Here is a 25423-nt window from a genome sequence, read left to right on the forward strand (position 1 = left end):
GAGGAGGCCGGTACAGGCTTACAGTGACAGTTCAGCCAGCGCCTGCGCCGCCTGCTCCAGCTCCAATTCGCTGAACACCTGCACCCCAGCCCGCCGCAACAGCGCCGTGGTCACCCCTTCCCCCGCTACCTTCACACCGCTGAACGTGCCGTCATAGGTCAACCGGTTACCACACGAAGGGCTACCCGCCTTCAACACCGCCACGCGGATGCCATGCCGCTGCGCCAGTTCCAGCGCCAGCTGCGCCCCAGCCAGAAACTCGGCACTGACATCGCTGCCCGTCACTGTGAGCACCTGCGCGCCGCCATCGAGCACCGCCCCGCCCTGCCCGCCTGGTATCTCCGCTGGCGGGCGCGGGGTCGGCAAGCCACCGGCTACCTCCGGGCACAAAGCCACAACGCGCCCTTCGGCCTGCCACTGCTGCAACAGGCCCGGGTGCCCACTGGCCCGGCCGTCATAGCGCACCGGCTGCCCCAACAGGCAGGCGCTGACCAGCACCTTGGCCACATCAGAACGGGTCATTGCCACGCCGCCTGAACCAGCCGGTCAACGACAACCGCTCACGCCTGGCCGGCAACACCTCGTGGGGCACTTCGCCGGACAGGAATATCACCAGGCAACCCGCCACTGGCTCCACATCGTGCTCGACACCCTCGGCCAGGAACATGCGCAACTGGCCGCCGTCCTCCGACTGCCACCCCTCGTTCAGGTACAGCACCGCCGAGACCATGCGCCGGTCATCGTCGCGAAAACGGTCCAGGTGCCGGCGATAGAACGCCCCCGGTGGGTACAAGGCAAAATGGCATTCGAAGTCTTCCAGGCCCAGGAACAGGCCCTGGTTGATCGCCAGCCGCAGTTGGTCCATGGCCGCCAGGTACTGGTCGCAGGCCTCGGCCTGCCCCGGGTCGATCCACTGGATCTGGTCGCCGCGTATGGCTTCGCGCACCTCCTGGGTAGCACCACGCCCAACCCCCGCAGGGTTGAGTTCGCCTTCGGCATCACGGCGTCGGCACTCGGCCGCCAGCGCGCGCACCAGTTCGGCAGGCAGAAAGAGCGCCTGCTGGGACCAGCCTTGGGTGGCCAGATCGTCGACGACGGCCGTAACCATCGGGTGTTCAGGGGAGATGTGCATGGCGCGCATCATATCCATTCGCCCTGTCGCCGCACAGCGCCACTTGGCCGAGAAACACGCGCATATCTCGACAAACCAGCGCTGGGCCAAGGACAATAGCCACCTGCCGACAGGAGTCCTGAATGCGCCGTCTGTTTTCCCTGATTCTGCTGATGATCTGCACCACGCCTGTCTGGGCAGACAACCTGGATCAACTGTACAAGGCCGCCGGCTGGCCCGACCAGCGCGCCCACTTCAACGATGCCCTGACCGCCGCCCAGGCGCGCTATCGCAACAGTTTGCCACCCGCCGTGTATCAGGCGCTGGTCAACAACAGCAACCAGCGCTTCCAGGCCCAGGCGGTAGACCGTCGTGCCCAGGCGCAGTTGCGCGCCACCCTGGCCAACCCCTCGCCGGCCCTGGCTTTCTTCCAGTCGCCGCTGGGGCGCAAGGTGGTGGCAGCGGAACTCAAGGCCACTCGCAAGGACGAACTGGCCAAGAATGCCAAGGGCCTGCCGAAGATCCAGGCCAGCGACGACCGCCTGCTGGTCATCGGCCACCTGGCCCAGGCCCTGCCAGCGCGTGAAGCCGGCGCCGAAGTCAGCCTGGCCATCGCCGGCGTGGCAGCCGACAGCCTCAGTTCGATGATCCCCGGCCTGTTCGGTGGCGGCCAGGCCCAGGGCCTGCTCGACGGCCAGCGCCAGCGCCTGATGAACCAGATCGGCGAAGACCTCAACAACACCTTGTTGTACGTCTACCGCGACCTGTCCGACGCCGAGCTGGAAGAATTCGCCACCTTCGCCGAGTCCCCTGACGGCAAGGCCTACTACCAGGCGGCCCTGGCCGCTGTCCGCGCGGGCCTGGCGGTTGGCCAGAGTACCAACGAGCTGAAGTGATCAGCCCAGGCGCTGGTCGATGAAGTCGAAGTAGCGCTGGCGAATGCCCGGCAGCTCGTTGGCCAAGTGGTGACGGGCCTCGGGCAGCATCAGAATTTGCGGCTCGGCAAACTTGGCCTTGAGCACTTCAAGGTTGTAGGGCCAATCCACCGTGCCATCGGCCTCCCCCTGCACGATCAACGGCCGCCGCGAACTGCGTGGCGCGGCCTCTATGCGTTTGACCCATGCGATCAGTGCCCCCACCCAGGCGGTTGGCAGGCGGCGCGGTTGCAGCGGGTCGGCCTCCAGAAACGGCAGGAAGGCCGGGTCGTTGGTGTTCTCGCTGAAGCGGCGCTCGATGCCGTTCACAAAGTGACGCAACACCCGATAACTCAATTTCGACCAGCGCCAGGAACAGGGCCGTACCAACGGTGCCAAGAGGATGACCTGGCCATCGATGGGGCTGCGCGCGCCTTGGTGCAGCAGGTGGTCCACGGCAATGGCGCCACCGGTGCTCTGCCCGCACAGGTGCCACGGGCGCGGCAGTTGCAGCGCCCGTGCCTGTTCGAACAACACCTCCAGCACCTGCTGGTAAACCGCAAAATCACTGATGCTGGCCCGCTCGCCACTGGACAGGCCATGACCGGGCAGGTCACAGCTGATCACAGCGAAACCCTGTTTGAGTGCCCATTCGATCACATGCCGGTAGAGGCCCATATGGTCGTAATAACCGTGCAACAGGAACAGCGTTGCGATGGGCTGCTCGGGTAACCAGGCCTGCCCGACCAGGTCGAACCCCGCCGCCTGGAAGCCGCCCAGCCAGCTGTGTGCCGACAGGTCCAGGCCGTAGAAGCGCTGGTATCCCTGGGCCTCGGCCGTTAACGGCTGGCAAGCGGTCAACGGTGCCAGGCAGGTGCGCAGGTGGTCGGGTTGAAAAGCAGCGGGCATCGGGTACATCCACATTGACGCAAGTATTGATCCGGAATCTTCAGCTCTGGCCGGCGTCATGGCAAGCTTGCTCACCTCGAACAACCAGCACCGATCTGGTTGTCGGATTACTGCCTTGCTCAAATCTGGAAATTTGCGCGATCACTGTGGGAGCGGGCTTGCCCGCGAACACGGGCATAGCCCGTGCCATCCACCGCGTAGTCTGCTTCGCGGGCAAGCCCGCTCCCACAAAGGTCCACCGACGCTTCATGAGTAGCCGAATCATCAAACCGTTGTGCACGGTGCTTGCCCTAGTGGTCGGCGTTGCCATCCTCTGGCAGGCCTACACCACCTTCCAGGCCCGCTACCTGCGCCCGTTCGACAACCAGACCACCCTGTTCGACGGCAGCCAACTGCACCTGCCACCAGAACTGGCCGGCACAGGCCCGATCCGCGTGGTGCACTTCTGGGACCCCGCCTGCCCGTGCAACGTCGGCAACCAGCAGCACCTGGGCGACCTGGTCAGCCAGTTCGCCGGCCAGGGCGTCACCTTCCATGTGCTGCAAAAGCCCGGCAGCCACGGCCAGTTGCCCGCCAACCTCTCCGCCCTCAAGCCGCTCGCCAGCCTGCCCGGCAGCGAACACCTGCCCGCCTCCCCGGCCGTGGCTATCTGGGACCGGCAAGGGCGCCTGGCCTACTTCGGCCCCTACAGCGAAGGTGCGGTGTGCAATGCCAGCAACAGCTTCATCGAGCCCATCCTCAAGGCCTTGCTCGATGGCCGCCAGGTCAGCGCCTCCAATACCCTGGCAGTGGGTTGCTACTGCCCTTGGGCGGGCTGACGTACCCGCGCCGGGTTACCCACCACCGTCGCACCCGCCGGCACATCCCGGGTCACCACACTCCCAGCACCCACCACGGCATTGTCGCCAATGGTCACCCCCGGCAGGATGATCGCCGCGCCGCCGATCCACACGTTGTTGCCGATGGTCACCGGTCGCCCGCTCTCCAACCCGCTGCGCCGCAAGTCAGGGTCGAGAGGATGGTCGGCGGTGTAGATCTGCACGTTAGGGCCGATCTGGCAGTCGTCGCCGATGCGCACCGGTACCACGTCGAGGATCACGCAGTTGAAGTTCATGAAGGTATTGCGGCCAACACTGATGTTGTAGCCATAGTCGCAATAGAACGGCGGGCGGATCACCGCGCCTTCACCCACCTGGCCAAAGTGCTCCAGCAGCAGCCCGTGGCGCGCATCGTTGAGCAGTTCGACACTGTTGTTGTAACGGTGCATCCAGTGCTTGTTGGCGATCTGCTCGGCCTGCAGCTCGGGGCAGCCGGCGTGGTAGAGCTGGCCTGTAAGCATCTTCTGTTTTTCGCTGAGTGACATGGAATCTCCTTCCCGGGGGCTATGCTCTGTTCGCGAATCCGCCGATGATCGGACCACATTTTCCGCTTGAACGCACAAGGAGCTTGCATGAAGCGCAGCCTGACCCTGCTGGCCATGGTGGTTGCCGTGGCCGCCGGCGCCGGTTACTGGTACGTACAGGGCAAGCTACCGCAACGCGAAGGCGAGGTAGCCATTGCCGGCCTGCAAGCACCGGTCAGCGTGCGCTACGATGCCCGCGGCGTGCCGCACCTGCAGGCCCAGAGCGAGCCGGACCTGTACCGTGCGCTGGGCTACGTGCATGCCCAGGACCGGCTGTTCCAGATGGAAATCCTGCGTCGCCTGGCCCGTGGCGAGCTGGCCGAGGTGCTGGGCGACAAGCTGCTGCCCACCGATACCCTGTTCCGCAGCCTGCGCATTCGCGAACAGGCCGCCCTGATGGCCAAGCAACAGGACCCGCAGTCGCCGGCATGGCAAGCCCTGCAAGCGTACCTCGACGGGGTCAACAACTGGCAAGCCAGTCACCCCAAGCCCATGGAATTCGACCTGCTCGGTATCACCCCGCGCCCGTTCACCGCCGAAGACACCCTGAGCGTCGCCGGCTACCTGGCCTACAGTTTTGCTGCCGCGTTCCGCACCGAGCCTGCACTGACCTACATCCGCGACACTCTGGGCCCTGAATACCTGAAAATATTCGACCTAGGCTGGCAACCCGAGGGTGCTCTGGGCACGCCGCTGGCCGCCGCCGACTGGCACGGCCTTGAAGCCCTCGCCCGCCTCAGTCATGAGGCACTGGGCGACGCCGGTATCCCGCAGTTCGAAGGCAGCAACGCCTGGGCGGTAGCGGGTAACCGCACCCGCAGTGGCAAGCCGTTGCTGGCCGGCGACCCGCACATCAGCTTCGCGGTACCAGCCGTGTGGTACGAGGCCGAGCTGTCAGCGCCCGGCTTCAACCTGTATGGCTACTTCCAGGCGCTCAACCCGTTTGCGCTGCTCGGTCATAACCGTGACTTCGGCTGGAGCCTGACCATGTTCCAGAACGATGACGTCGACCTGATCGCCGAGCGCACCAACCCGGCCGACGCCAACCAAGTAATGATCGATGGCCGATGGCAGACGCTCGAAAAGACCGAGCAGCAAATCGCCGTCAAAGGCGAAGCGCCGGTCACCATCAACTTGCGCCGCTCGCCCCATGGCCCGATCGTCAACGACGTACTGGGCAGCACTACCGGCCCCACGCCCATCGCCATGTGGTGGGCATTTCTGGAAACCGAAAACCCGATCCTCGACGGCTTCTATCAGCTCAACCGCGCCGACACCCTGGGCAAGATGCGCGAGGCCGCCGCCAAGGTCCACGCCCCTGGGCTTAACTTTGTCTGGGCCAATGCCCGTGGCGATATCGGCTGGTGGGCGGCGGCAAAGCTACCGATCCGTCCCGACGGCGTCGACCCCGCGTTCATCCTCGACGGCGCCAGCGTGCAGGCGGACAAGCTTGGTTTCTACCCCTTCAGCGTCAACCCGCAACAGGAGAACCCCGCGCGCGGCTACATCGTTTCGGCCAACTACCAGCCGCCAGCGGCGGTGCCGATACCGGGTTACTACAACTTGCCCGACCGTGGCCGCCAGCTCGATCGGCACCTGGCCAACCCCGAGGTGAAATGGGACACCCAGAACAGCCAGGCACTGCAGTTGGACACTGCCAGCGACTACGGCCCGCGCACCCTTGCCCCGTTGCTGGCAACCCTGCGCGCAGTGGCCGAAGGTGACGAACAGAAGGAGCTGGTTGAGCAACTGGCGGCCTGGGCGGGCGACTACCCGCTGGACTCGACCAGCGCCACGCTGTTCAACCAGTTCCTCTACGAACTGGCCTTCGCAGCCCTGCATGACGAGCTGGGCGACACCTGGTTCCCGGTGCTGATAAGCACCCGCGCCATTGACGCCGCCCTGCCACGCCTGGCAGTGGATGCAGACTCACCCTGGTGGAACACCCGTGGTGGCAACCTGCGTACCGACCGTACAGCCGTTGTGCGCACGGCTTGGCAGAACAGCTTGAAACACCTGCGTGACACCCTGGGCAGCGACCCGGTCAGCTGGCAGTGGGGCAAGGCCCATACCCTGACCCACAACCATCCGCTTGGGGTGAAAAAGCCGCTGAACCTGTTGTTCAACGTCGGCCCCTTCGCTGCACCCGGCACCCATGAAGTGCCGAACAACCTCTCGGCGAAGATCGGCCCGGCGCCATGGCCGGTTAACTATGGGCCATCGACACGGCGGCTGGTCGACTTTGCCGATGCCGGACAGGCGCTGACCAGCAACCCGGTAGGGCAGAGCGGCGTGCCGTTCGACCGGCATTATGCGGACCAGGCCGAGGGGTATGTGCAGGGGCAGTATCAGCGTGCACAGATGGGGGTGATTCCGGCGCAAAGTACCTTGCGATTAGTACCAGGCGAATGACCGAGAAGGGCTGCACAGCAGCCCCAATCACACCGTCAACCCTGCCACTTGCCCCCTTCGACGATCACGCTTTCCGGCTTGGTGTCATCGCTCAGTTCCTTGCGCACATACTGGTCATACAGCTTCAGCAAGAACTTCTCTTCCCCCAGTTTGGCCAACTCGGCATTCACCCAGTCTCGCAGCTCGGTGTTGCCCTTCTTCACCGCCGGCGCAATCGGCGCTTCGTCACCCAGCAGCTCAGGCAGCACGCGGTAACCCGGGTTCTGCTTGGCCCAGCTGAACAGGATCAGGTTGTCCTGGGCATAGGCATCGCCACGGCCGGTGGCCAGGGCTTGCAGCGATTCGCTGTTCTTCTCGAACTTGAGCAGCTTCCAGTCGGGATGATTTTTGGTCAGCCAGATATCGGCCGTGGTGCCGGTGGTCACGATGATGGTCTTGTCGGCCAGGTCGTCGAGCTTCTGCACCGGGCTGCCATCCGCCACGATGGCCTGCACGGCAACGCGCAGGTTGGGGTTGGTGAAGTCCACCGCTTCCTTGCGCTCCGGGGTCACGGTCATGTTGGCGAGGATCAGGTCGACCTTGTCGCTCTGCAGGAACGGAATACGGCTGGCCGGTTCCACGGCAACGAACTCGACCTTGTTTTCATCGCCCAGCAGGTCCTTGGCCAGGCGCCGGCCAATGTCGGTGTCAAAGCCCACATAGCGGCCTTTCTCATCGACGAAGCCGAACGGCGGCTTGTCGGTGAACACGCCGACAATCAGCTTGTCGCGGGCCTTGATGGTTTCCAGGTAGCTGGTGGCTGGCGATGCCGCCGCCGGCTTGGGCGGTTCGTCGGCCTTGTTGCAGCCGGCCAGCAAGGCCAGGCCGAACAACGGTGCCAGCAGTTTGGTGAAGTTGGCAGTTTTCATGACAGTTCCTTGTGCAATGTCTTTGGCAGGCTTTCTACGAAGGAGAATTTCTCCAGGAACTGCTGCGCGCGTGCGGTCCGCGGTCGGGTGAAGAAGCTCTCGGGGTCACCCTGTTCAAGGACCCTGCCGGCCTCCATGAACACGATGCGGTCGGCCACCGCGCGAGCGAAGGCCATTTCGTGGGTAACGATGAGCAAGGTCATGCCGTCGCGGGCCAGGCCCTGAATTACCTGCAGCACCTCCTTGACCATTTCTGGGTCGAGGGCAGCGGTAACTTCGTCGAACAGCATCACCTCGGGGTTCATGCACAACGCGCGCACGATGGCGATGCGCTGTTGCTGGCCCCCGGACAATTGCCGGGGGAACGCGTCGCGCTTGTCCAGCAGGCCGACCCGCGCCAGCAGCGCCTCGGCCTGGGCCTGGGCTTCGGCCCGCTCGCGCTTTTGCACTTTCAGCGGGCCCAGCAGCAGGTTGTCGATCACGCTCATATGGCCGAACAGGTGGTAGCTCTGGAACACCATGCCGACCCGCTGGCGGATGGCGCGCCAGTCGGTGTGCGGGGCGAGCAATTCTTGCCCGGCCAGGCGCAGGTGCCCGCTGTGGGCCTGCTCAAGGCCGTTGAGGCAGCGCAGCAGCGTGCTTTTGCCACAGCCACTGGGGCCGAGGATGACCACCACTTCACCGGCCGCCACCTGCAGGTCGACGTCCTTGAGCACCTGGTGCTCGCCAAAAAACTTGTTGAAACCCTGGAATTCGATCAGTGCGCTCATGAGTGTGCCCAGCGGCGTTCCAGCACGCGCGAAGCGGCGGACAGCGGATAACAAACGATGAAGAAGAACAGGAACAAGGCGCCATAGATCAGCACCGATTCGTAGGTGCGTTCGATGATCTGCTGACCGGCCTTGATCACCTCGACCACGCCGATCAGCACCGCCAGCGAGCTGGTCTTGATGATCCGCGTGTAGATGTTGATGGTGGGCGGGGTCATGCGCTTGAGCGCCTGCGGCAGCAGCACGTAGCCATACAGCTGCCACCCCGCCAGGCCGATCGACAGCCCGGCTTCGCGCTGGCCGCGCGGCAGCGAACGCAGCGCACCGCGTACCACCTCGCCCACCTCGCTCGCGCCCCACAGGGCCAGTACCAGCACCGCGCACCAGAAGCTGGGGATGCTCAGGGCAAAGAAGATCGGCAGGCCGAAGAACACCAGGTACAACCAGACCAGCACCGGGATGGCGCGAAACAACTCAAGGTACACCTGCAAGGCGATGTTCAGGGCACGGTTGCCCAGGGTTGCCAGCACGCCGTACAGCACGCCACCCAGCGTTGCGAAGAGGATGCCCAGTGCCGAGATGGCCAGGGTCTGCGCGGCGCCGCCGGCCAGCTGCGGCAGCGCCTGCAGCAACAGGTCAAACGCCGAACTGGCCATGTTGCAGCCTCCTTTCCACGTAGCGCAGCAGCAACGACAGCGGCAGGAACAGCAATACACAGAGCAGGGTCAGCACGGTGAGCATTTCGTAGGTCTTGTAGTACAGCGCGATGTAGTTTTTGGTGGTGTAGAGGATTTCCGGCACGGCCACCGCCGACACCACGGTGGTTTCCTTGAGCAGGAAGATGAAGTTGGCGAACAGTGCCGGCAGGCTGAGGATACCGGCCTGGGGCAGCACCACATGGCGCAGCAGTTGGCCCTCGGACAAGCCGATGGAGCGCCCAGACTCCAGCTGCGCACGCGGCACCGCCTCGATGCCGGCCCGTAACACCTCGGTGAGGTAGGCACCGCCCATGAAGGTCATGGTGATGATCGCCGCGGAAAAACCGGAAATCTTCAGGCCCAGGCTTGGCAAGGCGAAGTAGACGAAGAACAGTTGGATCAGCAGCGGCGTGTTGCGCGCCAGCTCCACGTAGGCTTTGACCAGGCGCCACAGGTAGGGCGTGCGCAGGACAAGGAGCGTGGCGTTGACCAGGGCGACCAAGAGCGAGGTGGCGATGGCGATCATGCCGACCTGCAAAGTCACGCCCACGGCCTTGAGAAAAGCGGGTAGCGTGCTGAGGATGAATGCGATGTCGAGGGTCATGGGTAGAGCAAGTCTGCAGGGTGCGCGGGGGCACAATGAATAGACTCTAATGATCTAAAAATTTTTTAATAAATACCTTTATTGCATATGCATAGTACAGGCATAGACGCCCTTTGTAGGCGCGGCCTTGTGTCGCGAAAGCGCCGCAAAGCGGCCCCGGCAATAGCAGGTGAATTGCAAAAATCCTGGGGGCGCTCCGCCCCCCTTTCGCGACACAAGGCCGCTCCTACAGGGGATCGCTTCTCCCCAAAATGCATGTCAAAGAAATAAAAACGCCGACTCATATGAGTCGGCGTCAGGTCATGCAAGGGAATGCAACTGCATCAGAACGCTGGCAGCACCGCACCCTGGTACTTCTTGGCGATGAATGCCTTCACTTCCGGGCTGGTCAGGGCCTTGGCCAGTTTCTGGATGGCTTCGCTGTCCTTGTTGTCCGGGCGGGCAACCAGGAAGTTCACGTATGGCGAATCGGCACCTTCGATCACCAGCGCATCCTTGGCCGGGTTCAGGCCGGCTTCCAGGGCGTAGTTGGTGTTGATCATGTCCAGGTCAACCTGGTCCAGCACGCGCGGCAGCATGGCCGACTCAAGCTCGCGGAACTTCAGCTTCTTCGGGTTCTCGGCAATGTCCTTGGGGGTGGCCAGGGCATTTTTCGGGTCTTTCAGGGTGATCAGGCCAGCCTTCTGCAGCAGGATCAGGGCGCGGCCGCTGTTGCTGCCTTCGTTAGGGATGGCAACAGTGGCGCCTTCCTTCAGCTCGGACAGGTTCTTGATCTTCTTGGAGTAGCCACCGAAGGGTTCGACGTGCACGCCGACCACGGTTTCCAGGTGGGTGCCTTTACCTTCGTTGAAGCTTTTCAGGTACGGCAGGGTCTGGAAGTAGTTGGCGTCCAGGCGCTTCTGGTCCACTTGTACGTTTGGCTGCACGTAATCGGTGAAGACCTTGATCTGCAGGTCCACACCTTCTTTTGCCAGGGTCGGCTTGATCAGCTCAAGGATTTCGGCGTGCGGAACCGGGGTAGCGGCAACCACCAGTTTCTCGGCAGCGGCGGCCAGGCCGGAGAACGACAGGGCAGCAGCCAGGGCAGTGGTCAGCAGGGTCTTCTTCATGGTGGTCCTTGTTCTGAATCTGGGCCATCGACGATGGCGAATCGGGTGCCCAACCGGTTCACCAGTGGGCGTGAGGCGGACAATACCTAGATTTTTTATTCCGTAACAATATCTTTTACTTAGCTGCTTATTCCAAAAACAAACTGCCACCAGCCACTTTGCTTATGAGCGATGTCTAGCGCGCGGGATTGGCCAGGTCGAGGTCCTCCGGCAGGATCTCTGCGCCGTCATTCACCAGCAAGGCAAAGTGGATCACGTTCTCCAGCTCGCGGGTGTTGCCGGGCCAGAAATGCGCTTCCAGCACCTGCTGCGCCGCCTCGCTCACCAACGGCACGGGCCGCTGCAGGCGCACGCTGTAAATGCCCACGAAGTACTCGGCCAGCGGCAGGATGTCGCCCGGCCGTTCACGCAGCGGCGGCAGTTCCAGCGCCCCCTCGCGCAGGTACTGGTACAGGCGCTCGTTGAAGCGCCCCGCACGTACCACGCGCGCCAGGTCGATGCTGGTCGCGGCGACCAGGCGCACATCCACTGGCTGTGGCTGCTGCGCGCCAACCCGGGTGACCTCACGGTTTTCCAGTGCGGCCAGCAACTTGCCCTGGATGGCCAGCGGCAAGTCGGCAATCTCGTCCAGGTACAGCGTGCCGCCATTGGCCGAGCCAAACCAGCCGGCGCGGCTGCTGGCTGTGCCGCCATGACTGCCGGCGCTATAGCCGAACAATTCGGCATCGGCGTAGGTGGGGCTGATGGCCGCGCAGTTGACCGACACGAACAGCCCGCCACGGTCGCTGGCACGGTGGATCTGCCGGGCCAGCAGCTCCTTGCCGGTGCCGGTTTCGCCACGGATCAGCACCGGCACAGGTTGTGGCGCCAGGCGCTCAAGGTCCTCGCGCAGCTGCTGCGAGCGCGGGTCGATGAACACCAGCGCCTTGGCACGAATGCTCAGCGGGCTCTTGTCCAGCTCGGGGAAGGTCAGCAGCGGCTGGCCAAACGGGTTTTGAAAAGTCATGACGAACTCCCGCCCCAGGCCTGCAATGGCCGGGCGTCAGGCAAACGGTAAACAGTAAGGGTGATCAGGCGCGGCGCAGTGCGCGCTGCTCTACCCGGCTCTGCAAGCGATACAAGTAGGCGAAGCCTTGTTCCCAGCGCTCATGGCCGGACTTGACGTTGATGTGCCCGGCATTGCTCAGCAACCCCGCTTCGGCGCCCCATGCCTGGGCCAGGTACAGCGCCCGCGGTACGTTCACGGCCGGGTCGTTGTCCGAGCTGACGACCTGGCTGGGGAACGGCAATGCATCGGTCGGGATCGGCGCAAAGTTGCGCAGGGCTGGCGCGCAGGTGGGCCGCTCGACGTCTGCCGGCGCCACCAACAGTGCACCACGCACCCGCCGCAGCAAGGCCGGCCTGGCTTGCGCAGCCCAATGGGCGACAGTGATGCAGCCCAGGCTGTGGGCGATCAGGATCACCGGTGAGCGCTCGGCGGCAATTGCCTGCTCCAGCGCCTGCACCCAATCCTGCCGCTGCGGGGTGAGCCAGTCGTGTTGCTCCACCCGGGCACTGTTAGGCAGGGTGCGCTGCCAGTGACTTTGCCAATGGTTGTCTGGCGATCCTTGCCAGCCCGGCACAATCAGGTAACGAATCGACTCATTGCGCATGGGGACGCCTCCAGTAAGTTTGCGTGCTTGGAGACAAGTATAGGGAGGGAGTTATATTCGTAAAGGAATAAGAAGCTATTTATTAATAACCAAAAACAAATTCCTGCGACAGGGCCCTCACAGGCAAAAAAAAGGGCCAACCCCTGCCAAGAGATGTGGCCCATAAGCACTTGCCTGAAGAGGTGTGCCGGGTATCAACGTGCGGTAATCACCGCCAGCTTGCTGATCCCCGCGCGTTCGATGGCCGCCATGGCCCGTGCCACTTCGCCGTAGTTCACGCCGTCATCGGCCTGCAGCTGCACGCGCACGTCCGCGTCCTTGTCCTTGGCGGCCTTGAGATTGGTTTCCAGCAGATCGGGCTGGATCTGGTCCTTGTTGATGAACAGCTTGCCCTCGCCATCGATGCTGACCACCAGCGGGTCCTTCTGCTCCACCGGGGCCACGGCCTCGGTCTTGGGCAGGTTGATGGGAATGGCGTTGGTCAGCAGCGGCGCGGTGACGATGAACACCACCAGCAGCACCAGCATGACGTCCACCAGGGGCGTGACGTTGATTTCACTGAGGACTTCGTCGCTGTCCTGGGTCGAAAAGGCCATATCAGGACGCCTCCTTCACTGGCTGGGTGAAACCGGCCTGGGCTTTTTGCACAGCAGGGTGCACCAGCACGCGGAAGGCACTCTTCTGCGCCAGGCTGTAGAAGTCGTGGGCGAAGTCATCGAGGTCGGCGGCGGTCAGCTTGAGGCGCCGCAGGAAGTAGTTGTAAACCAGCACGGCCGGTACCGCGACGGCGATACCCACACCGGTCGCCACCAGTGCCGCACCGATTGGTCCGGCGACGGTTTCCAGGCTGGCGGAGCCGGCCGCGCTGATGCCCTTGAGCGCTTCCATGATGCCCCACACGGTGCCGAACAGGCCGATGAAGGGCGAGGTGCTGCCGATACTGGCGACCACCGCCAGGCCGGTTTCCAGCGAGCGGCGCTCACGCACGATCTGCTGGCGCAGGGCGCGCTCCAGGCGGTCCTGGTGGTTGATCGCATGGCTCAGGTCGTTGGCCTGAGTGTCGCCAACGGCGATGGCAGCGTAGCCAGACTGGGCCACACGGGCAGCCGGGCCGGGCAGCTCATGGCTGAGCTCGGCGGCCGAGTCCAGGCTGGAGGCAGCCCAGAACTGCTGGTGGAAGCGCTTGTCCTGGTTCTTCAACCGCACGAACTGCGCGACCTTGACCAGGGCCAGGCCCCAGGTGACGACAGAAAAACCGACCAGCAGCCAGATGACTGCGCTTTCAACGGATTCGAGGGGGGATGCCAGCAGGCTCATGATGATGTCTTCCTGTGTTCTGCGAAAAAGTTAGCGAAGCTTGAAATCGATCGGCACGCTGACCCAGCCGGTCTGGGCCACATCACCCTGCTTGGCGGGCACGAAGCTCCAGCGCTTCACCGCGGCCAGCGCGGCGGCGTCGAGGGCGTCACGGCCGCTGCTCTTCTGAACCTGGATCTGCCCAGGCTTGCCGCTGGGCAGCACTTCGACACGCAACAGCACGGTGCCCTCCCAGCCACGGCGCTGAGCCATCTGCGGGTACTCCGGCGCCGGGTTCTTCAGGTACGCGGCGTTGGCCGATGCCGGGGTTATCGGGGCCGGCGCGGGTGGTGCGGGCGCAGGCGGTGCCGGGGCCGCCACTGGCGCGGGTGGTGGTGCTTCAACCGGCTTGGGCTGTGGCTTGGGCGCTTGCTTGACCACAGGCTTTGGCACGGGCTTCGGTTTGGGTTTGGGCTTGGCGGCCAGTTCGTCGACGACCGGTGGCGGCGGCGGTGGCTCGACCACGGGAGGCGCGGGCGCAGGCGGCGGAGGCTCGACCACAGGCGGTGCGGGTGCCGCGAACTCGATGGTCATGGGCGGCACCTGTGGCGGCACAACCGGCAGTTCGGGCGTGGGCGCCTGGCTGACCCAGTACGCGGCGGCGCCATGCAGGGCCAGCACCAGCAGGCCCAACACCAGCTTGTCGCGGCGCTTGAGCCCGCTCACAGGCGTGCGTTGCAGGCGCAGCTGGCCAAGCGGCAGGCGAAGCGTGCGTCCAAGCTCGACCAGGTCGCCTGGGGCCGGGCGCCATGGCTGGTCGTAGGCCCTGACGGCCGATTGGACATTACCCATTGATCAAACTCCTGGGGTCTCGATTCAGGTGTGTGGCTGAATCATCGGGGCCAGAGGCTTATCTCTTAAAGTAATGTTTAAAATTATGGTTAGAACTTAATTGAATATTGTTTCTGAAGTATCGCGTGAAAGCCACGGATTGCGCGGGCTGTGGCATTCATGGCTAAAGGCTATGCATTGGGGGCATGCAAAATATTCGCGTAAGGCATGAGATTGCCGCGAGGGCTGCGCCCTCGATCGCGACGCAAGGCCGCTCCTACAAAGGACTCGCGCCCCTCGGACCTTACGCGAATCCCTTGTAGGAGCGGCCTTGTGTCGCGATGGGCTGCAAAGCAGCCCCGGCAATCCGACAGGCATAAAAAAACCCGGGACCAAGCCCGGGCTCTTAATCATCAAGGGCAGATCAGATATCCGCCACCTTCTGCCAAACCTTCGGCCGGAAGAACAACGTCTCCCCACGCGCCAAGCCGGTCAGGCTGTCATGGTCCTTGACCACTTCGGCCTCGATCAGCTCGCTCTGCCCTTCCACCTTCAAAGTCACCCGCGTGGTCGCGCCCAACGGCCGGATGTCCCGCACCTCGGCCGCATGGTGCCCTTCGGTCTCATGCCGCGACAGCGACACCTCGTGCGGACGGAACAGCACGTGGTGGCCTTCGCTCAGTGCCAGGCGGTTGGAATCGCCGAGGAAGTGGTAGACGAAATCGTTGGCTGGCTTCTCGTACACCTCGCCCGGCGAACCGATCTGCTCGATCACGCCCTTGTTCATCACCACGATGCGGTCAGCCACTTCCATGGCTTCTTCCTGGTCGTGAGTCACGAACACCGAGGTCAGGTTGATATCCTCGTGCAACCGCGCCAGCCAGCGGCGCAGCTCCTTGCGCACCTTGGCATCCAGCGCACCGAACGGCTCGTCCAGCAGCAGCACCTTGGGCTCCACCGCCAGGGCGCGGGCCAGGGCGATACGCTGACGCTGGCCGCCAGACAGCTGCTCGGGGTAGCGATCGGACAACCAGTCCAACTGCACCATGTTCAGCAGCTCGTGCACCTTCTCGGCGATCTTGCTCTCGCTCGGGCGCTCGCCCTTGGGCTTCATGCGCAGGCCGAAGGCGACGTTGTCGAACACGCTCATATGGCGGAACAGCGCATAGTGCTGGAACACGAACCCAACGTTACGGTCACGCACGTCATGGCCAGACACGTCCTCGCCATGGAACACGATGTTGCCCTGGTCCGGGGTTTCCAGGCCGGCGATGATGCGCAGCAGCGTGGTCTTGCCGCAGCCGGACGGGCCGAGCAAGGCCACCAGCTCGCCGCTGTTGATGTCCAGGTTGATGTTGTTCAGGGCCTGGAAGCTGTTGAAGCGCTTGCTGACATTACGAACTTCGATCGACATGAATCATTCCTCCGCGGCGCTGTGGCGCAGGCGGTTAATACGGTTCTCGCTCCACTGCTTGAGCAGCAGGATGAAGAGCGCCAGGATCAGCAACAGGCTGGCCACGCTGAAGGCCGCCACGTGGTTGTACTCGTTGTAGAGGATCTCTACGTGCAGCGGCAAGGTGTTGGTCACGCCGCGAATGTGGCCGGACACCACCGACACCGCGCCGAACTCGCCCATGGCCCGTGCAGTACAAAGCACCACGCCGTAGATCAAGCCCCATTTGATATTCGGCAAAGTCACGTGCCAGAACATCTGCCAGCCATTGGCGCCGAGCAGGCGCGCGGCCTCCTCTTCTTGCGTGCCCTGCTCCTGCATCAGCGGGATCAGCTCACGGGCCACGAACGGCACGGTGACGAAAATGGTCGCCAGGACGATGCCCGGCAGGGCGAACACGATCTGGATGTCGTGGTCCTGCAGCCACGGCCCGAACAGGCCTTGCGCGCCGAACATCAGCACGTAGACCAGGCCGGCGATTACCGGCGACACCGAGAACGGCAGGTCGATCAGGGTGACCAGGATACTCTTGCCACGGAAGGTGTACTTGCTCACGCACCACGCGGCGCTGACACCGAACACCAGGTTCAGCGGCACCGAAATCACCACGGCGAGCAGGGTCAGCTTCAGCGCCGACAAGGCATCAGGCTCGAAGATCGCCTCGAAGAAGGTGCCAAAACCGTTCTTCAGCGCCTGCGACACCACGATCACCAGCGGCAGCAACAGGAACAGCGCGAACACCAACCAGCCAAGGCCGATCAGAATGCGTCGCGAAGTAGCGCTGCCTCGGCGGGCGGCGTTGGCGGCGGCGCTTGTACTCAGGGATGAACTGGACATGCCGGCCTCCTTCAAGGGGTTTCGATGCGGCGCTGCAGCAAGTTGATCAGCAGCAGCAGGATGAAGGAAACCACCAGCATCAGCACGCCGATGGCGGTCGCGCCGGTGTAGTCGTACTGGTCGAGCTTGACCATGATCAGCAGCGGCAGGATTTCGGTCTTCATCGGCATGTTGCCGGCAATGAAGATCACCGAGCCATATTCGCCCACGCCACGGGCGAAGGCCAGGGCAAAGCCGGTGAGCCAGGCCGGTAGCAGGGCCGGCGCCAGAATATGACGGAACACCTGCAGCGGCTTGGCCCCCAGGCAGGCAGCGGCCTCTTCCACTTCACGCGGGATGTCGGCCAGTACCGGCTGCACCGTGCGCACCACGAACGGCAGGGTGACGAAGGTCAGCGCCAGGGTGATGCCCAGCGGGGTGTACGCGATCTTGAAGCCCAGGTCGGTGGCGAACTGGCCGACCCAGCCCGCAGGCGCGTACAGGGCGGTCAGGGCAATACCGGCAACGGCGGTAGGCAGGGCGAACGGCAGGTCGATCATCGCGTCGATGATCTTGCGCCCGGGGAAGGTGTAGCGCACCAGTACCCAGGCCAGCAGGGTACCGATCACACCATTGATGATGGCGGCGAACAGGGCGGTGCCGAAACTCAGCTTGAGCGCGGCGATTACCCGCGGTGCGCTGATGATGTTCCAGAACTGCTCCCAGGTCAGCTGCGAGGCATGAATGAACATGGCCGCCAGCGGTATCAGCACGATCAGGCTGAGGTACACCAAGGTGTAGCCCAGCGTCAGCCCGAAGCCGGGTATGACGGGGGAAATACGACGTGACATAAGTATCCCTGGTTGAACGCACGAAGCCCGGAATCAATCCCGGGCCGGTGCAAGACTCTGAATCCCGGGGCTGCGTTGCAGCCCAATCGCGACGCAAGACCGCCCCCACAGGAGATTGCGGTTCCTTGTGGGAGCGGCCTTGTGTCGCGATTGGGCCGCAACACGGCCCAGCTTTTCCCTGGCGTTTACTGTGCCTGATAGATCTGGTCGAACACACCGCCATCATTGAAGAATTTGGGCTGTGCAGTTTTCCAGCCACCGAAGTCCTTGTCGATGGTTACCAGGTCCAGTTTCGGGAACTGCTTGCCAAACTCCGCAGCGACTTTCTCGTCACGCGGGCGGTAGAAGTTCTCGGCGGCAATCTTCTGCCCAGCCGGGCTGTACAGGTGCTTGAGGTATTCGGTGGCAATCTCGGTATTGCCTTTCTTCTCGGCGTTCTTGTCCACCACCGCCACAGGCGGCTCGGCCAGGATCGACAGCGACGGCACGACGATGTCGAACTTGTCGGCGCCACCGTCTTCCTTCAGCGCCAGGAAGGCTTCGTTTTCCCAAGCCAGCAATACGTCGCCCTGGCCGTTGTTGACGAAGGTGATGGTCGAGCCACGGGCGCCGGTATCCAGCACCGGTACATGCTTGAACAGCTCCTGTACGTACTCCTTGGCCTTTTCTTCGCTACCGCCGGCTTTCAGGCCATAGGCCCAGGCCGCCAGGAAGTTCCAGCGCGCACCGCCGGAGGTTTTCGGGTTGGGGGTGATGACCGAGACGTCCTTCTTGATCAGGTCGCCCCAGTCCTTGATGCCTTTCGGGTTGCCCTTGCGCACCAGGAACACGATGGTCGAGGTGTACGGGGTGCTGGCGTCCGGCAGGCGGGTCTGCCAGTTGTCCGGCAGGGTCTTGCCGAGCTTGGCTACTTCGTCGATGTCGCCGGCCAGGGCCAGGGTCACCACGTCGGCGCGCAGGCCGTCGATCACCGCACGGGCCTGCTTGCCCGAACCGCCATGGGATTGCTGGATCTTCACCTTGTCGCCCGGGTGGGCCTGCTGCCAGTGCTTGATGAACTCGGCGTTGTACTGCTGGTACAGCTCGCGGGTCGGGTCGTAGGACACGTTCAGCAGTTCGTAGTCCTTGGCGATGGCGGAACCGGCAAAAACAGCACTGGCCAGGGCGGCGAGCGCATAACGGCGGATGGACATGGTGAAGCTCCCGATTGGCATTTTTCTAATTTTGGATGTGAGGCGCGATCAGCTGGGCTTGTTGCCCGGCTGTTGCAGGCGGAACTTCTCCTTGCGCTCGATCTGTACGACCTGAGCGTTGTGCACAGTGATCTCCACCGCACCAAACCGCAGGTCGCGCAAGGCGCTCTGGATTTCACGCAGAATGGTGGCTTCGTCCTGACCGTCGATGCTACGCAGAGATGCACTCATGCTCGTTCTCCTTGGAGTGAGGGTGCCGGGCAGAGGTTTGAAGGGGATTTGCGCCTGGCTTGAGGGCAATAGTAGTGAGGCGGAGATATTCTTAAAAATACTGTTTAAGAATGTTTATATAACCAAATTCAAGAAGAGATTTTGTAGGCGCCAAAATTCCTCTGTGGGAGCGGGCACGCCCGCTCCCACAGGGTTCAGTGTTGGGTTTTGCTACTGTTTTCAGGCTCGCGGATCTTGTACCAGGCCACATACAGCGCCGGCAGGAACAGCAGCGTCAGCAAGGTCGCCACGATGATCCCGCCAATCATCGCGTAGGCCATCGGCCCCCAGAACACCTCGCGGGCAATCGGGATCATACCCAGGCTCGCCGCCGCCGCGGTCAGCAGGATTGGCCGGCGCCGATGGTTAGTGGCCTCCACCACCGCATCCCATTGCGAAAAGCCTTGCGCCACGAATTCATCGATCTGGGTTACCAGAATCACCGAGTTACGGATGATGATGCCCGCCAGCGCCAGGATGCCAAGGATCGCCACAAAGCCCATCGGCGTACCCGTGGGCACCAGCGCCAGCACCACGCCAATCAGCCCAAGCGGCGCCACGCTGACCACCAGGAACAGCTTCTGCACACTGTGCAGCTGGATCATCAGGAAGGTCGCCATCAGGAACAGCATCAGCGGGATCACCTTGCGGATCGGCCCTTGCGCCTTGGCGCTCTCCTCCACCGTACCGCCGGTAGCCACTTCGAAGCCCACCGGCAGCTTGCTGGCGAACTCGTCGATCTTGGGCTTCAACTGAGCTACCAGATCGGTGGGCTGGATGTCGCCGTTGACCGAGGCCTTGATGGTGATGGTGGGCTTGCGGTCGCGGCGCCAAACCAGCGGCTGCTCCATCTCGTAGCGCACCGTGGCAAACGACAGCAACGGGATCGAAGTGCCGTTGGGCGTGAGGATCTGCAGGTTCTGCAGGGTATCAGGCGAGCCGCGCTCGCTGTCTTCGGCACGGGCGACCACATTGACCAGGTAAATGTTGTCGTTGACCTGGGTGATCTGCACGCCGCTGACGATGCTGTTCATCACATTGGCCACGTCTTCCGACGATAACCCCAGCTGGCGTGCCTTGTCCTGGGCGATTTCCACGCGCAGCACCTTACCTGGCTCGTTCCAGTCGTAGATCATCTCGCCGATATGCTCGTTCTGGTCAAGCAGGGTGGCCAGTTCGATGGCGTGTTTGCGCACCTCGTCGATATTTGCGCCACTGACCCGATACTGGATCGGCCGCCCTACCGGCGGGCCCATTTCCAGCGACTGTACGTTGGTACCGATGCCAACGAACTCTTCATGCAGGATCTTCTGCAAGCGATCCATCATGGCCTGACGCTCTTCGAAGCCTTTACTGACGATCACCAACTGCGCGTAGTAGGGGTTCTGCAACTGTTGGTCGAGGGGCAGGTAGAAACGAATGGCACCTTGGCCGATGTAGGTGCTCCAGTGCACCAGGTCCGGGTCATCCTTGATCCGCGCCTCGAAGCGGTCGACCACCTTGCGCGTCTCCTCGATCGAGGCGTTCTGCGGCAGGTTGAGGTCGACCAGAATTTCAGGGCGGTCCGAGGACGGGAAGAACTGGTTCTGGACAAAGCGCTCACAGAAAATGGCCAACGCGAACAACAGCACCGTACCGATGATGGTCAGCCAGCGGTTGCGCATGCACCACAGCAGGCCACCTTCGAACGCTCGCCCTACTCGCCCGGTCTGCTCCTCGTGTGCCTTGACCTTGCTGCTCAGGATATGCACGCCCAGTACCGGCGCGAAGAACACCGCCACCACCCACGACACGATCAACGCCACGGCGATGACCGCGAACAAGGTGTAGGTATATTCGCCCGCCGAGCTGGCATTGAGCCCAATCGGCACGAAGCCGGCAACGGTCACCAAGGTGCCGGTGAGCATGGGGAATGCGGTAGAGGTATAGGCGAACGTCGCCGCCTGCTCCTTGCTCTCGCCCATCTCCAGCCGCGTGACCATGACCTCCACGGTGATCATCGCATCATCCACCAGCAGGCCAAGGGCAATGATCAACGCCCCCAGCGAAATCCGCTGCATGGTGATGCCGCTGTACTCCATGAACACGAACACCATCGCCAGCACCAACGGAATCGAGCAGGCCACCACCAACCCTGCACGCACACCGAGGCTGATAAAGCTCACCGCCAATACAATCACCACCGCTTCGAACAGTGCGCTAGTGAAGCCGCCGACTGCCTGCTTCACGACCACCGCCTGGTCTGACACGGTGTGCACACCCACCCCGACCGGCAGGTCGGTGATCACGCTGTCCATTTTCTTCTTCAGCGCCGCACCGAATACCTGCATGTTGCCGCCGGCCTTCATGCCGATAGCCAGGCCGATCGCGGTCTGGCCGTTGAAGCGGAACATGGGCGTGGGCGGGTCGACGTAGCCACGCTCGATATCAGCGATATCGGCCAGGCGGAAGAAGCGGTCGTTGATCCTCAGGTTGACGGTTTGCAGGTCTTTTTCGGATGCGAACTGCCCGGTGGTGCGCACCGAAATGCGCTCTGGCCCAGCCTCGATCACCCCGGCTGGCGTTACTGCGTTCTGTGATTGCAAGGCCTGCATGACCTGGCGCTGGTCGATACCCAGCGCTGCCAGTTTGCGGGTCGAGAAGTTCAGGTACAGCACTTCGTCCTGGGTGCCGACCAGCTCTATCTTGCCGATGTTGGGCACTTCGCGCACTTCGGCGCGGGCTTGTTCAACGTAGTCGCGCAGTTGGCGCAGGGTCAGGCCGTCAGAGGTAAAGGCGTAGATCGAGCCGAACACGTCACCGAATTCGTCGTTGAAGGCAGGCCCCTGAATACCCTGCGGGAACTGGCCGCGGATGTCCTGGATTTTCTTGCGCACCTGGTACCAGATTTCCGGGATGTCCTTGGCTTTGGTGGTGTCGCGCAGGTACACGTAGACGGTGGACTCACCCGGACGGGTGTAGCTTTTGGTGTAATCGAGGGAATCGAGCTCCTCCAGCTTCTTCTCGATGCGGTCGGTGACCTGGTATAGGGTTTCGTCCTGAGTCGCACCCGGCCAGCGGGTCTGGATGACCATGGTTTTGATGGTGAATGACGGGTCTTCCTCACGCCCGAGGTTGAAGTACGAAAAAATCCCCATCAGCAGGCCAACGAACATCAGGTACCAGACGAATGACTGGTGCTTGAGCGCCCATTCGGAGAGGTTGAAGCTTCCTTTCATTGCGCATCCTCGTCGAAGGTGACCTTCTGGCCAGGCTTCAGGCTGTTCACACCTGCGGTAACCACGCGCTCACCGGGCTGTACGCCCGACGTCAGGACAATGCTGTCGGCGGTGCGGTCGATCAGCGCCACGTCACGGGTTGCCACGGTCTTCTGCTGTGTATCGATCACCCACACCTGAGTCTTGCCGTCACGCTCCAGCAACGCGCTCGCGGGCAGCTCGCTACGCGGCGTCACTTCCGAACTCAGGGTCACGCTGATGGCAGTGCCCAAGTGGAACGCCGCCGGCGTGCTGGCCAGGGTCAGGCGGGCGCGCCGGGTACGGGTGGTGGCGTCGGCCTGGGGCTCCAGCTCGCGTAGGCTGGCCGTGGTATTGATGGTTGGGTCGAGCTGTGAGGCAACGGTAAAGGTCAGGCCTTTGTCCAACTGCTCGGCCAGGCCGATCGGCAGGTCGATCACCGCCTCCTTCACGTCCGGCCGGGCCAGGGTCACCACGGCTTGCCCGGCGGTAACGGTTTGCCCGGCTTCGGCCTGCCACGCGGTGATCACGGCGGCGTGGTCGGTGCGCAGGGTGCTGTAGTCGAGCTGGTCACGGGCCTGGCTGAGCGCGGAGCGCGCCTGCTCCAACGCCGCGCTGGTGGTTTTCAGGTTGGTCTGGGCGATGTCCAGCTGGGCCTGGGCGCCCACGCCACGGTCATACAGCTGTTGCTGGCGACGGGCATCGGCCTGGGCGTTGATCCACTGTGCCTGCACCTTGGCCAGGTCGCCTTCGGCGGCACGCAACTGGTTCTGCTGGTCGGTCGGGTCGAGGGTGGCCAGGGTGTCGCCCGGCTTCACCTGGGCACCGACATCCAGCCAGCGCCGGGCAATGCGCCCGGAAACCCGAAAGCCCAGGGTGCTTTCGAAGCGCGCCTGGATACTGCCGGCGAAGCGGCCCAGCTGCGATTGCACCTGGGGTTCGACCTTGACCGACAGCACCGGCCGAATCGGCTCGGGTGCCTCGTCCTCGCTACTGCAGCCCACTAGCAGCACGCCGGCTGACAGCATCAGCAACAGGCGCTTCATAACTCACCCCCTGGGGCCTTGGCATCGACCTTCTGCACCTGCATGCCGGGGTGCAGCAACTGGCCGCCGTTGACCACCACGCTCTCGCCGCCTTTGAGGCCGCTGGCGACCACGATCTTGCCGGTGAGGTAACGGCTGACTTCAACTTTGCGCAGCTCCACCTTGTCGCCCTCGCCCACCACCCACACGGCGGGTTCATGCAAGGCCTTGGTCAACGCCGACCACGGCAGTTCGACGCTGGGCCGGCCCTGAGCGTTGGTGGTAGCAGTGACCGGTGCGCCCAGTTGCATGCCCGGTGGCACGTCTTTCAGGCCAACCTTGACCTGCACCGTGCCGCTTTGCGCCGACACCGTGGGGGTGATTTCGCGCACGAAGCCATGGGCCTGGACCTTGGGGTCGTCCAACAGGCTGACGACCACCCCGGCATCGCTGGGCGGCGCGACCAGCAGCGACTCGTAGACGTTGAACACCGCATCGCGGTCGCCATCGGTAGCCAGGCTGAAGATCGGCATGGTGGCCTGTACCACCTGCCCGACTTCGGCCTGGCGCTGAGTGATTACCCCAGCGGCCTCGGAGACCAGTGCGGTATAGCTGAGTTGTTCGTTGGCGTTGGCCAGCTGCGCCTGGGCGGCCTTGAGGGCGCTCTGGTTGCTGCGCAACGCGGCTTCGGCGGAGTCGTATTCACTCTGGCTGGTGTAGCCCTTGGGTAGCAGTTTCTGCTGGCGCACGAAGGCGGCACTGGTCTGGGTGACCCGCGCTTGCGCGGCGAACACCTCGGCCTTGGCCGAGTCGACGTTGTTCTGCAAGTCTTTTGGGTCCAGCCGCGCCAGCACCTGGTTGGCCTTGACGTGGTCGCCCACGTCCACGCTGCGCGAAATGATCTTGCCGCCTACGCGGAACGAGAGGTCGGTCTGCACCCGCGCCTGCACATCGCCGGTCAGGGTGACCCTGGCAGCGAAATCGGTGGGCTGGACCTGTTGCACACCCACCCGAGGCAGCGTCTCGGGAACCTCTTCCTTGCTACAACCGGTGAGCATGGACAGCAAGCCCAAGCTTGCCAGCAACAGTGGACGCGTCACCCTCATGCAGGCTCCTAGCTTGCGCACAAATGATTTGTGAGATGCGACTGTCAGCGTAGTTCAGGGTTCGGTAAACATCACTGATGGAGATCACTCAGGCATTTTCAGCCTCTGCGCGGGCCCTTTCGCGGGTGAACCCGCTCCCACAGGGTCAGGCGCAGCCTTGAAGACCTGCACCGTACCTGGACTGCCCCCGAAAAGGTCGGTACAGCCACCCACAAGCCCCCTGCCATCTCCAGAAACTATCCAAAGCACTTTCGCGGTTTCACAGCCACTACCTTGGAGAGGTCACTTTTCAAGGAAGAAACCAATGCCTCGGGCTCAATCACACCTGCTCCGCCGTGGTCGCTATTCAGAACTCGGCAGGCTGTACCTGCTTACTACTGTTACCCATCAACGCAAGCCACTGTTCCATGACTTTCATCATGCAAGGCTGGTCATCCACCAACTGCGGCAATCCGATCATGAGCACGCCTGCCGCTCAATGGCCTGGGTACTGATGCCGGACCATCTGCATTGGCTGATCGAGTTGAAAGGCACGACGCTGGGTACGTTGATGCGCAGATTCAAATCCAGATCCAGTCTGGTTTTGCATCAGGCGAGGGTTGAGCATGACCCGGTGTGGCAGCCTGGGTATCAGGACCGAGCATTGAGATGGGAGGGAAGCATGGTTCAGGTCGCCAGATACATCGTTGCCAACCCCTTGCGTAATGGGCTGGTGAAGAGTGTCAGAGACTATCCACATTGGGATGCGATATGGCTTTGAATCGGTGGGAGAGCCTTCGCGGGTAAACCCGCACCCACAGGTACTGCGCAGGTCTTGAAGACTGCACATGACCCTGTGGGAGCGGGTTTACCCGCGA

General features: G+C 63.0%; 26 protein-coding genes. 4 read left to right on the forward strand and 22 right to left on the reverse strand.

Going from position 1 to position 25423, the window contains the following annotated elements; genetic code table 11:
* Positions 1-18: 18 nt before the first annotated feature.
* Both Q9451_RS30060 and Q9451_RS30065 read right to left on the reverse strand, forming a co-directional pair.
* Entirely contained in the window at positions 19-522 is a 504-nt protein-coding gene (locus Q9451_RS30060) for a DUF523 domain-containing protein (protein WP_012274705.1), read from the reverse strand.
* Positions 509-1141: a 2OG-Fe(II) oxygenase gene (locus Q9451_RS30065; protein WP_041166805.1), complete on the reverse strand. Its 633-nt coding sequence runs from the start codon at positions 1139-1141 to the stop codon at positions 509-511. Before Q9451_RS30065 ends, Q9451_RS30060 begins: the two co-directional genes overlap by 14 nt.
* Positions 1142-1254: 113 nt before the next feature.
* On the opposite strand from Q9451_RS30065, the gene Q9451_RS30070 reads away from it, so the two are divergent.
* Entirely contained in the window at positions 1255-2007 is a 753-nt protein-coding gene (locus tag Q9451_RS30070; protein ID WP_012274707.1) for a DUF2059 domain-containing protein, read from the forward strand.
* Here the strand turns inward: Q9451_RS30070 and Q9451_RS30075 are convergent, their stop codons facing one another.
* Positions 2008-2934 carry an alpha/beta hydrolase gene (locus tag Q9451_RS30075; RefSeq protein WP_012274708.1) on the reverse strand — a complete coding sequence of 309 codons (927 nt, stop codon included), beginning with the start codon at positions 2932-2934 and terminating at the stop codon, positions 2008-2010.
* Between the two features lie 248 nt (positions 2935-3182).
* On the opposite strand from Q9451_RS30075, the gene Q9451_RS30080 reads away from it, so the two are divergent.
* On the forward strand, positions 3183-3752 hold the full coding sequence (locus Q9451_RS30080) for a DUF6436 domain-containing protein (protein ID WP_012274709.1): 570 nt from the start codon (positions 3183-3185) through the stop codon (positions 3750-3752).
* On the opposite strand, the gene Q9451_RS30085 is transcribed toward Q9451_RS30080, so the two are convergent.
* Positions 3731-4297: a sugar O-acetyltransferase gene (locus Q9451_RS30085; RefSeq protein WP_012274710.1), complete on the reverse strand. Its 567-nt coding sequence runs from the start codon at positions 4295-4297 to the stop codon at positions 3731-3733. The two genes, Q9451_RS30080 and Q9451_RS30085, sit on opposite strands and share 22 nt — an antisense overlap.
* 87 nt (positions 4298-4384) lie before the next feature.
* Between Q9451_RS30085 and Q9451_RS30090 the strand changes: the two genes are divergently transcribed.
* Positions 4385-6748, forward strand: coding sequence for a penicillin acylase family protein (locus Q9451_RS30090; protein ID WP_012274711.1), 2364 nt, complete (start codon positions 4385-4387; stop codon positions 6746-6748).
* 35 nt (positions 6749-6783) lie between these two features.
* On the opposite strand, the gene Q9451_RS30095 is transcribed toward Q9451_RS30090, so the two are convergent.
* The 18 genes from Q9451_RS30095 to Q9451_RS30180 all read right to left on the reverse strand — a co-directional run bounded on the left by Q9451_RS30095 (position 6784) and on the right by Q9451_RS30180 (position 24566).
* Complete coding sequence (locus tag Q9451_RS30095) at positions 6784-7656, reverse strand: transporter substrate-binding domain-containing protein (protein WP_012274712.1); 873 nt, start codon at positions 7654-7656, stop codon at positions 6784-6786.
* Positions 7653-8426 carry an amino acid ABC transporter ATP-binding protein gene (locus tag Q9451_RS30100; protein ID WP_012274713.1) on the reverse strand — a complete coding sequence of 258 codons (774 nt, stop codon included), beginning with the start codon at positions 8424-8426 and terminating at the stop codon, positions 7653-7655. Before Q9451_RS30100 ends, Q9451_RS30095 begins: the two co-directional genes overlap by 4 nt.
* Entirely contained in the window at positions 8423-9082 is a 660-nt protein-coding gene (locus Q9451_RS30105; protein ID WP_012274714.1) for an amino acid ABC transporter permease, read from the reverse strand. The genes Q9451_RS30100 and Q9451_RS30105 overlap by 4 nt, the downstream gene beginning before the upstream one ends.
* On the reverse strand, positions 9063-9728 hold the full coding sequence (locus Q9451_RS30110) for an amino acid ABC transporter permease (protein ID WP_012274715.1): 666 nt from the start codon (positions 9726-9728) through the stop codon (positions 9063-9065). Before Q9451_RS30110 ends, Q9451_RS30105 begins: the two co-directional genes overlap by 20 nt.
* Before the next feature lie 323 nt (positions 9729-10051).
* On the reverse strand, positions 10052-10837 hold the full coding sequence (locus tag Q9451_RS30115) for a MetQ/NlpA family ABC transporter substrate-binding protein (protein ID WP_012274716.1): 786 nt from the start codon (positions 10835-10837) through the stop codon (positions 10052-10054).
* Positions 10838-11012: 175 nt separating this feature from the next.
* Complete coding sequence (locus Q9451_RS30120; RefSeq protein ID WP_012274717.1) at positions 11013-11843, reverse strand: sigma 54-interacting transcriptional regulator; 831 nt, start codon at positions 11841-11843, stop codon at positions 11013-11015.
* Positions 11844-11907: 64 nt separating this feature from the next.
* Positions 11908-12489: an alpha/beta hydrolase gene (locus tag Q9451_RS30125; RefSeq protein ID WP_012274718.1), complete on the reverse strand. Its 582-nt coding sequence runs from the start codon at positions 12487-12489 to the stop codon at positions 11908-11910.
* A 194-nt stretch (positions 12490-12683) separates the two neighbouring features.
* Positions 12684-13085 carry a biopolymer transporter ExbD gene (locus Q9451_RS30130; RefSeq protein ID WP_012274719.1) on the reverse strand — a complete coding sequence of 134 codons (402 nt, stop codon included), beginning with the start codon at positions 13083-13085 and terminating at the stop codon, positions 12684-12686.
* 1 nt (position 13086) lies between these two features.
* A complete protein-coding gene (locus Q9451_RS30135) occupies positions 13087-13806 on the reverse strand; it encodes a MotA/TolQ/ExbB proton channel family protein (protein ID WP_012274720.1) in 720 nt (239 codons plus the stop codon).
* Positions 13807-13836: 30 nt separating this feature from the next.
* Positions 13837-14637, reverse strand: a complete 801-nt coding sequence (locus Q9451_RS30140) for an energy transducer TonB (protein WP_012274721.1) — start codon at positions 14635-14637, stop codon at positions 13837-13839.
* Positions 14638-15040: 403 nt separating this feature from the next.
* Complete coding sequence (locus Q9451_RS30145; RefSeq protein ID WP_012274722.1) at positions 15041-16030, reverse strand: sulfate ABC transporter ATP-binding protein; 990 nt, start codon at positions 16028-16030, stop codon at positions 15041-15043.
* A gap of 3 nt (positions 16031-16033) precedes the next feature.
* The gene (gene cysW / locus Q9451_RS30150) at positions 16034-16906 is read right to left on the reverse strand and encodes a sulfate ABC transporter permease subunit CysW (protein ID WP_012274723.1); all 873 of its coding nucleotides are present in this window, start codon (positions 16904-16906) and stop codon (positions 16034-16036) included.
* An 11-nt stretch (positions 16907-16917) separates the two neighbouring features.
* Positions 16918-17736, reverse strand: coding sequence for a sulfate ABC transporter permease subunit CysT (gene cysT / locus Q9451_RS30155; RefSeq protein ID WP_012274724.1), 819 nt, complete (start codon positions 17734-17736; stop codon positions 16918-16920).
* A 185-nt stretch (positions 17737-17921) separates the two neighbouring features.
* Complete coding sequence (locus tag Q9451_RS30160) at positions 17922-18929, reverse strand: sulfate ABC transporter substrate-binding protein (protein ID WP_012274725.1); 1008 nt, start codon at positions 18927-18929, stop codon at positions 17922-17924.
* Between the two features lie 48 nt (positions 18930-18977).
* Positions 18978-19160: a sulfur starvation response protein OscA gene (gene oscA, locus Q9451_RS30165; protein WP_012274726.1), complete on the reverse strand. Its 183-nt coding sequence runs from the start codon at positions 19158-19160 to the stop codon at positions 18978-18980.
* 194 nt (positions 19161-19354) lie between these two features.
* Positions 19355-22417 carry an efflux RND transporter permease subunit gene (locus tag Q9451_RS30170; protein WP_012274727.1) on the reverse strand — a complete coding sequence of 1021 codons (3063 nt, stop codon included), beginning with the start codon at positions 22415-22417 and terminating at the stop codon, positions 19355-19357.
* Positions 22414-23481: an efflux RND transporter periplasmic adaptor subunit gene (locus Q9451_RS30175; protein ID WP_012274728.1), complete on the reverse strand. Its 1068-nt coding sequence runs from the start codon at positions 23479-23481 to the stop codon at positions 22414-22416. Before Q9451_RS30175 ends, Q9451_RS30170 begins: the two co-directional genes overlap by 4 nt.
* Positions 23478-24566 (reverse strand): efflux RND transporter periplasmic adaptor subunit, encoded by a 1089-nt coding sequence (locus tag Q9451_RS30180; RefSeq protein WP_012274729.1) that lies wholly within the window; start codon positions 24564-24566, stop codon positions 23478-23480. The genes Q9451_RS30175 and Q9451_RS30180 overlap by 4 nt, the downstream gene beginning before the upstream one ends.
* 304 nt (positions 24567-24870) lie before the next feature.
* Between Q9451_RS30180 and Q9451_RS30185 the strand changes: the two genes are divergently transcribed.
* Positions 24871-25326: a transposase gene (locus Q9451_RS30185; RefSeq protein ID WP_012274730.1), complete on the forward strand. Its 456-nt coding sequence runs from the start codon at positions 24871-24873 to the stop codon at positions 25324-25326.
* Positions 25327-25423: the final 97 nt, after the last annotated feature.

This window comes from Pseudomonas sp. NY8896 (genome assembly GCF_039634505.1).